The sequence below is a fragment of the Pseudomonas sp. G166 genome (assembly GCF_037027455.2).
In the GTDB taxonomy this organism is placed as follows: Bacteria; Pseudomonadota; Gammaproteobacteria; order Pseudomonadales; family Pseudomonadaceae; genus Aquipseudomonas.
Map to the genome: position 1 here is coordinate 3,947,727 of NZ_CP146985.1, position 14,710 is coordinate 3,962,436.

General features: G+C 63.3%; 12 protein-coding genes. 10 read left to right on the plus strand and 2 right to left on the minus strand.

The genetic code is table 11. The features are described 5' to 3' along the window. Position 1 precedes the first annotated feature (1 nt). Genes tssE through SGN16_RS17030 form a run of 7 tightly spaced genes read left to right on the plus strand, consistent with a single transcriptional unit; the run spans position 2 to position 8,980 of the window. A complete protein-coding gene (tssE, locus tag SGN16_RS17000; protein WP_210639174.1) occupies positions 2-445 on the plus strand; it encodes a type VI secretion system baseplate subunit TssE in 444 nt (147 codons plus the stop codon). Continuing rightward, positions 429-2,219, plus strand: a complete 1,791-nt coding sequence (gene tssF / locus SGN16_RS17005) for a type VI secretion system baseplate subunit TssF (RefSeq protein WP_335945789.1) — start codon at positions 429-431, stop codon at positions 2,217-2,219. The genes tssE and tssF overlap by 17 nt, the downstream gene beginning before the upstream one ends. After that, on the plus strand, positions 2,183-3,208 hold the full coding sequence (gene tssG / locus SGN16_RS17010; protein WP_335945790.1) for a type VI secretion system baseplate subunit TssG: 1,026 nt from the start codon (positions 2,183-2,185) through the stop codon (positions 3,206-3,208). Before tssF ends, tssG begins: the two co-directional genes overlap by 37 nt. Position 3,209: 1 nt before the next feature. Then, complete coding sequence (gene tssH / locus SGN16_RS17015) at positions 3,210-5,753, plus strand: type VI secretion system ATPase TssH (RefSeq protein WP_335945791.1); 2,544 nt, start codon at positions 3,210-3,212, stop codon at positions 5,751-5,753. Positions 5,754-5,809: 56 nt separating this feature from the next. Continuing rightward, on the plus strand, positions 5,810-6,379 hold the full coding sequence (locus tag SGN16_RS17020) for a hypothetical protein (RefSeq protein ID WP_210639178.1): 570 nt from the start codon (positions 5,810-5,812) through the stop codon (positions 6,377-6,379). A 35-nt stretch (positions 6,380-6,414) separates the two neighbouring features. Continuing rightward, positions 6,415-8,424, plus strand: coding sequence for a type VI secretion system tip protein TssI/VgrG (tssI, locus tag SGN16_RS17025; protein ID WP_335945792.1), 2,010 nt, complete (start codon positions 6,415-6,417; stop codon positions 8,422-8,424). Between the two features lie 13 nt (positions 8,425-8,437). Continuing rightward, a complete protein-coding gene (locus SGN16_RS17030) occupies positions 8,438-8,980 on the plus strand; it encodes a toxin-antitoxin system YwqK family antitoxin (protein ID WP_210639180.1) in 543 nt (180 codons plus the stop codon). Positions 8,981-9,437: 457 nt separating this feature from the next. Here the strand turns inward: SGN16_RS17030 and SGN16_RS17035 are convergent, their stop codons facing one another. Continuing rightward, complete coding sequence (locus tag SGN16_RS17035) at positions 9,438-9,833, minus strand: DUF4280 domain-containing protein (RefSeq protein ID WP_109755997.1); 396 nt, start codon at positions 9,831-9,833, stop codon at positions 9,438-9,440. 186 nt (positions 9,834-10,019) lie between these two features. Here SGN16_RS17035 and SGN16_RS17040 point away from each other — a divergent pair, with 186 nt between their 5' ends. The 3 genes from SGN16_RS17040 to SGN16_RS17050 all read left to right on the plus strand — a co-directional run bounded on the left by SGN16_RS17040 (position 10,020) and on the right by SGN16_RS17050 (position 13,215). Further along, positions 10,020-11,087: a phosphotransferase family protein gene (locus SGN16_RS17040; RefSeq protein WP_210639181.1), complete on the plus strand. Its 1,068-nt coding sequence runs from the start codon at positions 10,020-10,022 to the stop codon at positions 11,085-11,087. A 24-nt stretch (positions 11,088-11,111) separates the two neighbouring features. Next, on the plus strand, positions 11,112-11,879 hold the full coding sequence (locus SGN16_RS17045) for an SDR family oxidoreductase (RefSeq protein ID WP_003180553.1): 768 nt from the start codon (positions 11,112-11,114) through the stop codon (positions 11,877-11,879). 220 nt (positions 11,880-12,099) lie between these two features. Beyond that, entirely contained in the window at positions 12,100-13,215 is a 1,116-nt protein-coding gene (locus SGN16_RS17050; RefSeq protein WP_339101675.1) for a Gfo/Idh/MocA family oxidoreductase, read from the plus strand. A gap of 43 nt (positions 13,216-13,258) precedes the next feature. Here SGN16_RS17050 and SGN16_RS17055 read toward each other — a convergent pair whose 3' ends face one another. Next, positions 13,259-14,707: an FAD/NAD(P)-binding protein gene (locus SGN16_RS17055; protein WP_339101676.1), complete on the minus strand. Its 1,449-nt coding sequence runs from the start codon at positions 14,705-14,707 to the stop codon at positions 13,259-13,261. Positions 14,708-14,710 lie beyond the last annotated feature (3 nt).

The following is a 14,710-nucleotide window of genomic DNA, read 5'->3' on the forward strand; positions in this document are numbered from 1 at the left end:
CATGGCAGGCTTCGGGCTTCGCCCACCGCTGTTCGATCGCCTGGCCAGCTCGGCGGACGATGCTGGCCGGGCGTTCGATCGACAGGCGCTGCAGGACTCGGTCCACGCCGAACTGCAACGTCTGTTCAATACCCGGCGCGGCCCGCGGGCGCTGACCGATCCACCGAGCATCCTGGACTACGGCATCGCCGACTGGACCGCATTGCAACAGCAGCGCAGCGATGACCGCCGGCAACTGACCCGGGAGATTCGCCAAGCCATCACCCACTTCGAACCTCGCCTGCATCTTGGCGAGGTTGAGGTCACCCCGGTGCCGGGCCATCCACAGCAACTGAGCATACGGCTATTGGGCGAGCTGCGCGGCGACGCGCACCCATGGCCCGTGGCATTTGTCATCGAGCACGCCGGCGACGGCCTTGAGGTACGACATGAGCGACTCGATTGACCCGCAACTGCTGGACTATTACCAACGCGAACTGACCTGGCTGCGACATGCCGGGAGCCTGTTCGCCGAGCGTTACCCCAAGGTCGCCCGGCGCCTGGAGTTGTCCCCCGGCGAATGCCCCGACCCGCACGTCGAGCGCCTTCTGGAAGGCTTCGCACTGCTGGCCGCGCGTTTGCAACGCCGGCTCGACGACGACTACGCCGAGTTCAGCGATGCCCTGCTCGAACAGCTCTACCCATTGGCCATGCGCCCATTGCCATCGTGCGCCATCGTGCAGTTCGAACCCGACCCAAGCAAAGGCAACCTCAACGAGGGCTACCCCCTGCCCCGGGACACACCGTTGTTCGTCACCACCGACAAGGGCCAGAGCATCCACTTTCGCACCACCGCCGCCGTGCACTTGTGGCCGCTGGAAGTCAGCGAAGCGCTGCTGCTGGGCAGCGACGAAGCCCAGGCGTTGACCGGCGTAGTCCAGGCCCGTTCGGCCTTGCGCCTGAACCTGCGGTGCCTGGGAGAGAGCCAGTGGGCGACCCTGGGGATCGATCATCTGCGAGTGCACCTGGCGGCCTCGCCGATGATCAATGCCTGGCTGTATGACTTGCTTGGCGCCCACGCCGTCAAGGTCCTGGCTGGCGCGCCGGGCAGCGTACCGGAACCACTGACAGGTTTGCCGCAGATCGTCGGTTTCGCCAGTGACCAGGCCTTGTTGCCGGATGAAGACGGCGTACACCCCGGCATGCGCCTGCTGGCCGAGTACTTCGCCTTCCCCGACAAGTTCGGTTTTTTCGACCTGCCACTGGCCGGTGCAAGCAGCGATAGCCCATCCTTGTACCTGTACATCGTGTTCGATTGCGCACCCGCCAGCCGCCTGCCGCTCCAGGCCAGCGACATCGCCTTGGGCTGCGCGCCGGTGATCAATCTGTTTCCCAGGACCTCCGAGCCACTGCGCCCGGACGGCACTCGCAGCGAATACCGACTGGTGGCCGACAGTCATCGGGAAAACAGCGTCGAGATCCACAGCATCCGCGGCATGCGCACCACCTCCAGCCAAGGCGTACGCAAGGTGCCGGCCTATTACGGCAGCCAGCACGGCAGCGACCAGCCATGCTATTGGCATGCACGGCGGGTCAGCGGCATGAGCCCGAACCGACTGGGCACCGATTTGATGGTCAGCCTGGTGGACACCCAACTCGACCCCTTGGCCGAGACCCATGGCTACAGCCTCACCGCTGAACTGCTGTGCACCAACCGTCACCTGGCCCAAAGCCTGCCGGCCGGCACTCCGCTGGGTTTCGAGCGACCGGGGCCGGTGGCCTGGGCCCGTCTGCGCAACCCGCCCAGCCCACAGAGCCTGCCACGCCTGGACGGTGAGTCGCGCTGGCGACTGGTGTCGCAACTGACCCTCAACCATTTGTCCCTGGTCGAAGGCCCCCAGGCCCTGGACGCGCTGCGCGAGATTCTCGAACTGCACAACCTGCGGGACGAGGCCAGCGCCCGGCGCCAGATCGAAGGGGTTTCGGGGCTGGGCTGCGAACGGGTCATCGCCCACGTCGGCGAAGACGCCTGGCGCGGTTGGCGTAACGGCTTGGAAGTGCGCTTGCAGCTGGATCCACAACACTTCGTCGGCAGCAGCGCCGTGCTGTTCTCCGGGGTACTGGCGCAGTTCTTTTCCCTGTATGCCACCGCCAATCGTTTCGTGCGCACCGTACTGGTTCAGTCCGACAAGGAGGTGAAAACATGGCAACCCCAAGCCGGCAAGCCCCTGACGCTCTGAACCTGAGCCAACGGCTGCGGCGCGATCCACAGCGCTTCGAATGGCTCCAGGCCTTGTTGTTACTGGAACGCGAACACCCCCAGGCCGAAACCTTGGGCAGCGGTACCGCGCCACACGCCGAGGCTTTACGCTTGCGCGGGCCATTGACGCCGCTGTTCGCTGCCAGTGAAGTCGAGAGCCTGAGCCAGGAGCCTGGCTCGCCGCCAACCCTGACCACGCCCATCTTTGGCCTCGGCGGCCCGGACGGTCCGCTGCCCTACGCCTATCAGGAATGGCTGCAACAACGGGCGCGTGCGCGGGATCATGCGCCGGCGGAATTTCTCGACCTGTTCCAGCATCGTCTGCTCAGCCTGCTCTATAAGGTGATGCGCAAGCATCGCATCGCCCTGGGTTTCACTGCCCCGGCGGCATCCGCCGTCCAGGCGCAATTGCGCGCGCTGACCGGCCTGCTGCCCAAAGCCCTGCAAGAACGCCAGGCCGCGCCTGACTCAGCGGTACTGGCCTGCACGGCGCTGTATGCCGATGGCCGCCGCTCCCTGGCCGGGTTCGCGGCGATTGTCCGTGAACAGTTCGCACTGCCGGTGGAGCTGACCGCCTATGAAGGGGGCTGGCGGGAAATACCACCGGCCAGCCGCAGCCGCTTACAACTGGGCGGGCGCAACCTGCGCCTGGGCCGTAGCGCGGTGGCCGGTACCCGGGTCTGGGACGAACACGCCGGGGTGCGCCTGACCCTCGGCCCGCTGACTGTCGCCCAGGCCGCTGGACTGCTGCCCAATGGCGAAACCCATCCGCTGCTCGCCAGCCTGTATGCCTTGTATTTCGGCCCCGACCTGGACTGCACCCTGGTGCTGCTGGTCCGTGGCGCCAGCCCACTGCAACTGGGTCGCCAGGCACCGCCACGGTTGAATTGGAACGGCGGCCTGCAACGCCAGCCGAGCCTGGCCGTGCAACGGATCGAAACCCGCCTTCGTCAGCCGGAGATCGCCTGAAATGGAACTGGCCAGCCTGATCGGACGCCTCAACCCGGACAACCGTCGCGCCCTGGAAAGAGCGGCACAACGTTGCCTGCAACGCAGCCATCATTACGTGGAAATCGAACACCTGCTGTTGGAATTGCTCGACATCGAGGGTGGCGATTTCGCCTGTCTGCTGCCGCGCTTCGGCCTGGAGCGTGATGCGGTGGCAGCGGAAACCAACAAAGCCCTGGACCTGTTCAAATCCGGTAGCACCCGCACGCCCGCCCTGTCGGCACAGACCATCGGCCTGTTGGAAGATGCCGTGGTGCAGGCCAGCGTGCTGGGCCTGGACAGCATCCGCTCCGGGTTGTTGTTGCTGGCGCTGCTGGACCGCGATGAGCGCCGCAGCCTGCTGCTCAACAGCGCCTCATCGTTGCTGCGCATCCCCCGGGACGCCTTGCGCGCGCACCTGTTGGAATGGACCGAAAGCTCCCGTGAACATGTCGGTGGCATGCGCCCGGCCAAGCCCGGCGAGGCACCACAGAAACAGGCCCCGGTGCTGGACCAGTACACCCAGGACCTGACCGCCGACGCCCGGGCCGGACGCATCGACCCCATCGTCGGCCGCGATGGCGAGATCCGTCAGTGCATCGACATCCTGCTTCGCCGCCGGCAGAACAACCCGATCCTGGTGGGCGCGCCCGGCGTGGGCAAGACCGCCGTCGTGGAAGGCCTGGCCCTGCGCATCGCCGCCGGGGATGTGCCGCCGTCGTTGCAGGAAGTCACCCTGCGCGTACTGGACCTGGGTCTGTTGCAGGCCGGCGCGGGTGTCAAAGGCGAGTTCGAACAGCGCCTCAAAGGCGTGATCGACGCGGTCCGCAGCGCCGAAAAACCGATCATCCTGTTCATCGACGAAGCCCACACCCTGATCGGTGCCGGTGGCGCAGAAGGCGGCAGCGACGCGGCCAACCTGCTCAAACCGGCCCTGGCCCGGGGCGAGCTGCGCACCCTGGCCGCCACCACTTGGCTGGAGTACAAAAAATACTTCGAGAAAGACCCGGCCCTCGCGCGCCGCTTCCAACTGGTGCAAGTCGAGGAGCCGGACGAACTCACCGCCGTGGAAATGCTCCGTGGCGTGGCGAGCAAACTGGAACAACACCACGGCGTGCAGGTGTTGGACGCAGCCATCCACGAAGCCGTGAAGTTGTCTCACCGCTACATCTCCGGACGCCAGTTACCGGACAAAGCCATCAGCGTGCTCGACACTGCCTGCGCCCGGGTCGCCCTCGGCCAGCACGACGTGCCGCCGCCCCTGGAAAGCCTGCGCCACCGGCAAAACAGTCTCAAGGACGAGGTCGAACGCCTGCGCCGGGAACAGGCCACCGGGCTGGATCACCGCGAACGTATCACCCTGCTCGAAGGCGAATCGACCAGTAACGTGCAGGCCATCCGCGAGCTGGAAACCCGCTGGGGCGAAGAGCGAGAAGCGGTACGCGAGCTGCTCGACACTCGGCGCGAACTGCTCGCCCTGAGCGAACGCGCCGACAGCGAAAAACCCGACACCGAGATCGATAACCGCATCGATCATCTGGCCGCCGAGCTGCTGCGCCTGGAAGCCGGCCTCGATGCCATTCGCCAGGACGATCCGTTGGTGCCCGAGCAAGTGGACAGCAAGACCGTGGCCGCCGTGATCGCCGGCTGGACCGGCATTCCCGTCGGCAAGATGCTCGCCGACGAAGCCCACGCCGTGCGCACCCTCGGCCAGCGCATGGGGCAGCGGGTCATGGGCCAGAGCACGGCACTGAACACCATCGCCCAGCGCCTGCAAGCCTATCGCGCCGGCCTCACCGATCCGCAGAAACCGGTCGGCGTGTTCCTGCTGGTGGGCCCCACTGGCGTGGGCAAGACCGAAACCGCCTATGCCCTGGCCGATGCCCTGTACGGCGGCGAGCGCAACCTGATCAGCATCAACCTCTCGGAGTATCAGGAGGCCCACACCGTCAGCCAACTCAAAGGCGCCCCACCCGGCTACGTCGGCTATGGCAGCGGTGGCGTGCTCACCGAAGCGGTGCGGCGTAAACCCTATTCGGTGGTGCTGCTGGATGAAATCGAAAAGGCCCACCCGGATGTGCTCGAGGCGTTCTACAACGTCTTCGACAAAGGCCTGATGGAGGACGGCACCGGCCTGGTGGTGGATTTCAAGAACACCGTGATGCTCGCCACCAGCAACGTCGGCGCCGAACTGCTGCTGGATACGCCCGTCGCGCAACTGGGCAGCGACGCCTTCAACGAAGCCTTGCACAAAGTGCTGCTACAAGCGTTTCGCCCGGCGTTTTTGGCGCGCATGACGGTGGTGGCCTATCGGCCACTGGATGAGGCGACGCTGGAGGGGATTGTGTTGGCGAAACTAGAGAAATTGCGCGGGCGCTACAAGGCCGCGACCGGTAAGCAATTCGAGTTTGATGCGGGGATTGTCAAGGCGGTGTTGGCCAAGTGCAGCGCGGCGGGTGCGCGAGATGTCGAGAATGTGTTGATGACGCAGGTGACCGGGAAGTTGGCGGAGTGGGTGTTGGAGTAATACTGCTAAACCGGCCGACTTTTACAACAGCTTCTTACTCAGCGGAGACAGGCATCATGACGGAAGAAGAATTTTTAAACGTTGTCTTGCAAGCGGCTGGCGTCCATCCGCAAGACTTCTCCGGCACGCCCAGCCAGTTCAATAAAAGCTGGGCTTCGAACGGCCCGTGGGAAAGCGCCGCCCAAGTTGAGATTTCCTACCACCTCCAACGTGGCTACGGGATCACTGCCAAGGTCAGGGAGATCAGTTACCCCTGGCCTTACAGCGCAGAGAAGGTGGATTTCTATTTCGTTCTTCTGGGAAAGAGTTATGCAGTGGAAATCAAGGTAGAGAGCACAAACGGAGATTTCGGCGGTGCGAACCTTCAGGAGTCCATCACCCGGGATGTCAACAAGCTCAACGGGTTCAAGGCTGATAATCGCTGGGTCGTTATCGTCGCTACAAGCCAGAAAAACCGCGAGTTGCTGGACAAGACATTGAACCGTGGTGATTCATGGGTCTTCGACGTCGAGGGGTCCTTTACCGCTTATCTGTGCAACATAGACACGTACCCCCATGGCCTTCCTATCAGTCGATCGAACGAATTAAGCGCGCCGTACAATTTCATCACCACTCATTACAGCTGACGCCTGCGTTTTTCTTGAAGTCGTGAGGCCTTTCAATGCCCCGCTCCACCGACAGCAACACCACGCTATCGCTCACCGCCACCACGCTGTCGGCGCTGTACCCTGAATCGCTGTCGGGCGAAGAAAGCCTCAACGCATTGGGCTCGCACATCCTCAACGGCATCAACGACGGCGCCTCATTAACCCTCACCACTGCCGTTGCCAGCCACGTCACCACCACCCTGCACAAGGACGCGCTGCAGCGCCCCATGGACTTTCTGGTGGCCGAAATCCGCCAGCTCCCTGCCGATGCCACCGCCGAGCGTTATCAACTCTTGCTGCGTCCCTGGCTGTGGTGGCTGAGCCTTGCCAGCAACAACCGCGTGTTCCAGAACCTCGCCACCTCGGACATCGTCACGACGATTTTCAAGGCCCATGGTTTCACCGATTTCCAGCTCAAACTCACTGGCAGCTACACGCCACGCGAATACTGCGTGCAGTACGGCGAAACCGATCTGGCCTTCGTCTCGCGCCTGATGGAAGAGGATGGGATCTTCTGGTTCTTCACCCACGAAGCAGGCAAGCACACACTGGTACTGGCCGACAGCAACGACGCCTTTGCGCCCATTCCCAATGGGCCGACGGTGAATTATCTCGGGCAGAAACTGGGTGAGCGGGAACTGCACGGCATCCGCAGCGGGCAAGTGTGCCTGCAGGCGGTGAGCGGGGTTTACCAGGCCATCGATTATGAATTCACTACGCCGACGACATCACTCTTCAGCCAGGCCGAAGCCGTGGCCGGAGCAAGTTCGATGTACGAACATCCGGGCGGCTATACCGTCAAGGCCCAAGGCGATGCCCTGACCACGCAGCGGGTGGATGGCCTGCGCAGCCAGGAGAAACGTTTTGTCGGCGAAAGCGACTGCCGCTGGCTGGTGCCGGGGTATTGGTTCACCCTCGCCGGCCATGAAGACACGACACTGAATATCGATTGGGTCGTGACCTCGGTCCGCCACGAAGCCAGCCACGACGGCTATCGCAATCGCTTCGAAGCGATCCCCAAGGCCACGGCCTATCGACCGGCCCGCCTCACGCCCAAACCGCGCATGCACACTCAGACCGCGCTGGTGGTGGGCAAGGCCGGCGAAGAAATCTGGACCGATGAATACGGCCGGATCAAGTTGCAGTTCCCCTGGGACCGCACCGGCAAGAACGACGAAACCTCGTCCTGCTGGGTACGCGTGGTGTTGCCCTGGAGCGGCAAGGGTTTTGGCATGCAATTCGTACCGCGCATCGGCCAGGAAGTCATCGTCACGTTCATCGACGGCGATCCCGACCGTCCGCTGGTGACCGGTTGCGTCTACAACGGCGACAACGCCCTGCCCTACGCGTTGCCGGCGAACCAGACCCAGTCCGGGATCAAGACCAACTCGTCCAAGGGTGGCGGCGGTTTCAACGAGTTGCGTTTCGAAGACAAGAAGGACGCCGAGGAGGTGTTTCTCCAGGCCCAGAAAGACTTCAACATCAATGTACTCAACGACACCACCGCCACCGTCGGCCACGATGAAACCCTAACGGTGCAGAACGCCCGCACCCGCACGGTCAAGGAAGGCGACGAAACCATCACCCTGGAAAAAGGCAAGCGTAGCGTGACCATCCAGACCGGCAGCGACAGCCTCGACGTGAAAGACACCCGCACCGTCACCGTCGGTTCGGACCAGAACCACAGCACCGGCGGCAACTACACGCACAAGGTCACCGGCAACTACGACCTGACGGTGGACGGCAACCTGACCATCAAGGTCAGCGGCACCCTGACCCTGCAAAGCGGCGGCAGTTTCGCGATCAAGAGCGGCGCGGACCTGGCGGCCCAGGCCAGCACCTCCATCAGCCAGAAGGCCGGCACGGCCCTGAGCAACCAGGCCGGTACGTCGTTGGAAAACAAGGCCGGCACCACGCTGACCAACGACGCCGGCATCAGCCTGGTGAACAAGGCCGCCGCCGAACAGACCGTGGACGGCGGCGGCATGCTGACGATCAAGGGCGGTTTGGTGAAGGTCAACTGACAGGAGCGCCCCGATGGCCTCGAAAAAACTCGACGTGGAGCGTGGCGACAGCCAGCTGAGCGGGCAACTGGTCGACGGCCGGCTCGACGGCCCGCTGCAAATTGAAGAGGCCCAGCGCCCGCAAGCAAAACTCAACTACAGCCAGGGTGAACTACAAGGCACCAGCACCCTGTATCACCCCAATGGAAGGGTCTCGGCAGTGATGCCGTTCGTGAAAGGTAAATTGCAGGGGGTGGCGAGTTTTTATGCCGCAGAGGGTGGCTTGCAGCGCCAGGCCACGTATCGCAATGGATTACTGCACGGTGAGGCCAGCAACTACTTCCCCGACGGGCAACTGGCCGAGGCCGAGTTCTATCGCGACGGTGTGCGCGACGGCCGCTATCGCCGCCTGCACCCTAACGGCAACCCGGCGGTCGAAGCCCGCTACCTCAATGGCCAACTGCTGGAACCGGCCCATGCCTACGCTGAAGACGGCCGGCCGCTGGATGCCGAGGGCAAACCGATCTCCCGGGTGCGCTGGTGGTTCAGGCGTTGGAATGATCCAGCGCAGGCCTGACCACCCCGTCCATCCTGTGGGAGCGAGGTGGTCGCAGATTTTATGGCCACTAGTAAGTCCTCTGTGGGAGCGAGCCTGCTCGCGATGACGGCAGCACAACCAACATCACCACCAACTGACCCTCCGCTATCGCGAGCAAGCTCGCTCCCACAGTGTTTTCGAGGTGGTCGCAGATTTTATGGCCACTAGTAAGTCCTCTGTGGGAGCGAGCCTGCTCGCGATGACGGCAGCACAACCAACATCACCATCAACTGACCCACCGCTATCGCGAGCAAGCTCGCTCCCACAGTGTTTTCGAGGTGGTCGCAGATTTTATGGCCACTAGTAAGTCCTCTGTGGGAGCGAGCTTGCTCGCGATGACGGCTTCACAGTCAACATCACCACCAACTGACCCTCCGCTATCGCGAGCAAGCTCGCTCCCACAGGGGGATCGTCCATACCTTTGGGTTCGCGACCATCAGGGAATGAGCATCTGCACCTGCCCCGGCACGACGATCTTGATCACCCCGGCCCAGGTGCACATCAGGGTACTGTTGGCGTCGATGGCCGGCATGTTACCGAGCAACAGTGTGGGCGCGCCGCCAGGGATCCAGGGGGTCGCGGTGGCGGGAATGCACGGCATGGGGGTCAGCACACCCAATGCCGCCGCAGTCGCGGCGGCCACGGTCGGGTTGGCCAGGCTCTGGCACATGCCGAACGTGGTGATGTTCACCAGCGGGATGTGATCCATGATGTTCGCCGCTGGCATGCCGCCGGTCAGCAGGCGATTGACCGGCAGTACATTGAGCACCGCCGGGGCGACGCCGAAGCTGCATTGCAAGGTTGCGGTGCCACACACTTGCGGGCATCCCATCGCGATTGCTCCTTTGAAAGCTGCAGGCTTCACAACCATAGCTCGCCCATGGCCGTCGTGCATCAGGCCCGCTGATTATCCTGCAACACGCTAACCTATAAGACCCTGGCGTGCTTGTGACGCCTCCCTCGCGCCATTAGATTAGCCAATGATCGATGGCCTCCAAAATAAGCAGAAGGGATAAGCATGGCGTTTACTGATCAGTCCACCCGCGTGCGCGACGGTGAAGAACTCGATGCCAACCTGATCGACCCATACCTCAAGGCCCACATTCCAGGCCTCACCGGCGTGCCGCGGATCAGCCAGTTTCCCGGTGGTGCGTCGAACCTGACCTACTTGCTGGAATACCCAGAGCAGGAATTCGTCCTGCGCCGTCCGCCATTCGGCCACAAGGCCAAATCGGCCCACGACATGGGCCGTGAGTTCCGCATCCTCAATCAATTGCGCGAAGGTTTCCCCTACTGCCCAAAAGCCTACCTGCACTGCACCGATGAGTCAGTGATGGGCGCCGAGTTCTACGTGATGGAACGGGTCAAGGGCATCATCCTGCGCTCCGATCTGCCGCCGGAACTGGGTTTCGACGCCGCCCGCACCGAAGCACTGTGCAAGAGCTTCATCGACCGACTCGTCGAACTGCATCAGGTCGACTATAAGGCTTGCGGCCTGGCCGACCTGGGCAAGCCCGAAGGCTACGTGGCCCGGCAGATCCGGGGCTGGAGCGATCGCTACGAAAAAGCCCTGACCCCCGACGCGCCGAAGTGGGAAGCGGTCAAGGCCTGGCTCAACGACAAGATGCCCGCCGACCACCCGACTTCGAGCATCGTGCACAACGACTACCGCTTCGATAACGTCATTCTCGACCCGGACAACCCGATGCAGATCATCGGCGTGCTGGACTGGGAACTGACCACCATCGGCGATCCGTTGATGGATTTGGGCAACAGCCTCGCCTACTGGATCGAGGCCGACGACCCGGCGCCGGTGCAGTTGATGCGCCGCCAGCCAAGCCACGCGCCCGGCATGCTGACCCGCCGCGAGTTCGTCGATTACTACGCCGAGCGCGCCGGGATCCGCATCGACAACTTCGATTTCTATTACACCTACGGCCTGTTCCGCCTGGCCGGGATCGTCCAGCAGATCTACTACCGTTTTTTCCACGGCCAGACCCAGGACAAACGCTTCGCGCAGTTCGTTCAGATGAACAAGCTGCTGGAGCAGATGAGCCTGCAGGTCATCGGCAAATCCACGCTCTGAGCGCACCTATAACAAGGAAACAGCATGTCCAAGACTCAGTTGTTCGACCTCGACGGTAAAATCGCTTTCGTTTCCGGCGCCAGCCGTGGCATCGGCGAGGCCATCGCCAAACTGCTGGCCCAGCAAGGCGCCCATGTGATCGTGTCCAGTCGTAAACTCGACGGTTGCCAGCACGTGGCCGACGCGATCATCGCCGCTGGCGGCAAGGCCACCGCCATTGCCTGCCACATCGGTGAAATGGAGCAGATCAGCCAAGTGTTCGCTGGCATCCGCGAGCAGTTCGGGCGCCTGGACATCCTGGTGAACAACGCCGCCACCAACCCGCAATTCTGCAACGTACTGGACACCGACCTGGGGGCATTCCAGAAAACCGTCGACGTGAACATTCGCGGCTACTTCTTCATGTCGGTGGAAGCGGGCAAGCTGATGCGCGAAAACGGCGGCGGCAGCATCATCAACGTGGCGTCGATCAACGGCATCTCGCCGGGAATCTTCCAAGGCATCTATTCGGTGACCAAGGCCGCCGTGATCAACATGACCAAGGTGTTCGCCAAGGAATGCGCGCAGTTCGGCATCCGCTGCAACGCCCTGTTGCCGGGCCTGACCGACACCAAGTTCGCCTCGGCCCTGGTCAAGAACGACGCGATCCTGAAAACCGCCCTGGCGCAGATCCCCCTCAAGCGCGTGGCCGACCCGAGCGAAATGGCCGGCGCGGTGTTGTACCTGGCCAGTGATGCATCGAGCTACACCACGGGTGTGGCGCTGAATGTGGATGGCGGGTTCCTGTCCTGATAGCGAATTCTGTGAAAGCCCCTGTGGGAGCGAGCTTGCTCGCGATAGCATTGCATCAGTGACACAAGTACTGCTGACCCACCGCTATCGCGAGCAGGCTCGCTCCCACAGGGAATAGCAGCGACTACAAAAATGAATATTTATTCCAATATTTGCAATTTAGGAATATTTATTCCATAAATAGCCCTCCTGAAAATAACAATTCAAAGGGCTCTTTCTCATGCGTGAACTCGGTATCGGTCTGATTGGCACCGGCTTCATGGGCCGTGCCCATGCGCTGGCGTTCCACAACGCCAAGGCGGTCTTCGACCTCCCCCTGAACCTGACACTGGCGGCCCTGGCCGACGCCGATCCCCAGCGTGCCCGGCAATGCGCCCAAAGCTGGGGGTTCGCGACGGCCCACAGTGACTGGCAACAACTGATCGACGACCCGAAAGTCCATCTGATCGCCATCACCACCCCCAACCATTTGCACTTCCCCATGGCCATGGCTGCCCTGGCGGCGGGCAAGCCGGTCTATTGCGAAAAACCCCTGGCGGTATCCCTGAAGCAAGCCGAGCAGATGCAGCAGGCGGCCAAGACCGCCGGCGTGGTAACACGGGTCGGCTACAACTATCAGCACAACCCGATCATCCAACTGGCGCGGGACATGATCCAACGCGGCGAACTGGGGCAGATCATCAGTTTCCAGGGCGAATTCAGCGAAGACTTCATGGCCGACCCGAGCTCGCCGTGGTCATGGCGCTGCGAAGCCGCCCACGCCGGTGGCGCACTGGCCGACCTGGGCAGTCACTTGCTGGCCATGGCTCGTCACCTGTTGGGCGATGTCCAAGCGGTATGCGCCGACAGCCAGACCGTGCACCACCAACGCCCCGCCAGCGCCGGCAACGCCGAACAACGCGCCATCGCGGTGGACGACCAGGTCCACGCCCTGCTGCGTTTCGCCAATGGCGCCCGAGGCACGGTGAGCAGCAGTTGGCTCAAGCACGGCTACAAGAACCACCTGAGCTTCGAGATCAGCGGCACCCTCGGCACGCTGGCGTTCGATCAGGAACGGCTCAACGAACTGCGCCTGTGCCGCGTCGGTCAGGCAGGTTTCCAGCGGCTGCTGGCCGGTCCGGATTTACCGGGGTATGCCGCGTTCAGTCCGGCGGCCGGGCATCAGTTGGGGTACAACGAATTGAAGACGCTGGAGGTGCAGGAACTGGTCATGGCCCTCGCAGGCAAAGGTGGCAGCGGCACCGATTTTGCCGAAGCCTGGGAAGTGGAGCGGCTGGCGACGGCGATTCGGTTGGCGGCGCGGGAGCAGCGGTGGGTGAAAATCAGCGAGCTGTAACCGCTCGTTCGCTGCACTTTGTAAACCCTCTGTGGCGAGGTGTTCAGTTTCGATTTAGGGTTTGCAACTCAACCAACCGCCCCGCCAACGCCTTGGCCTGGCTCGCAACGTCGGTCACGGCGGTGCTTTCCCACCACATTCCGCGCAGTGGCGGGCCCATGGCGAACAGCCGCTCGGCAGGCTCGCCTTGGGCGTCCAGCACCGCCCCATCAGGCCGCGCGGCGATGCCCAGGGCCAATGGGCCGGGCTGGATCAGACCACGGGCCAGCAACTGCTGCGGCAACGGTCGCGCCACCCGGCGCCAGTCATATTCGATGCCGCTGGAGTTGATCAATGCCGCGCCCTGCACCACGGTCAGGCCAGCCTCGCCTCGTCGGCGGATGTGAATCGCCAGCGCCCCTTCGGCGGATGACGCCAGGCCCTTGAACGACGCCGCCTGGATCCGCAACCGCCCTTCCCCATGCAAACGCGTCACCAGTTCCGCGCTCAACGGTGGCGAGCGATGATGATGGCTCTCCCACCACGGCCGTACATGCCGGACGAACTGCCGACGTTGCACATCGCTGGCCTGGTTCCACAAACGCCCGATGTGTGCGCGCACGGTGTCCAGCGGTGCCTGCCAATCGATGCCTTGGGTCTGGGCCTGGCGGCATTGCTCACGCAGGGCCCGCATCAACTGGCGCGGCGAACGCAGGCTGTGATCTTCGGCGAGGAAATCCACCCAGGCCGGCGGCTGGCGACGCACGTGGGGCAGCAGTCCATGACGGGAAAATACTTCGATAGGCCCGCGATGCCCGGCCTGTTCCAGCGACACCACGGCGTCGACCATGGTCAGTCCCGAGCCGATGATCAACACCGTGGACTGCGGGTCGAGCTGGCGCATCGCAGCCACATCCCAAGGATCCAGGGCCGCGGCATTCAAGCCGCTGGATTCGGTCTGCGGGGTGCGCGCCGCCGGGAACATGCCGGTGGCCAGCACCGCGAAACGGCCACGCAAGATTTGGCCATCGTCCAGTGTCACCATCACGGCATCGTCGGCAAGCCGCAGGTCCACGGCTTCCCCGCGCACGTGCTCGGCGGTCGAACCGTTTTGTGCACCCAACTCGCGAGCCTCGGCCAGGCGTTGCTGCACATAGAGGCCGAACATCCCCCGGGGTGGGAACAACTCGCTGATCGGCACGTGCTGCTGATCCGATTCGGGCCAGCCGCCGGCTTCGACGAACGCGGTGAGCCATTGGGTCAGGTCATCGGCGTTGTCCGGATCGACACTCATGCGCGCCGCGTTGCCGTTCAAGGTATGGCCCAACTCCACAGCGCTGTAGGCCTCGCCCCGACCCAATTCGCTGCGAGGCTCGACAATCAACACCTCGCGTCGGCCCGGCAGGCGCAGCAACTGCGCCGCCAGCATGGCGCCGCTCAGGCCGCCGCCGATGATCAGGATGCCCGCCTCGCGGGTGATGTCACGCTCATGTCGATCCAGCGCTGTGTCCATACC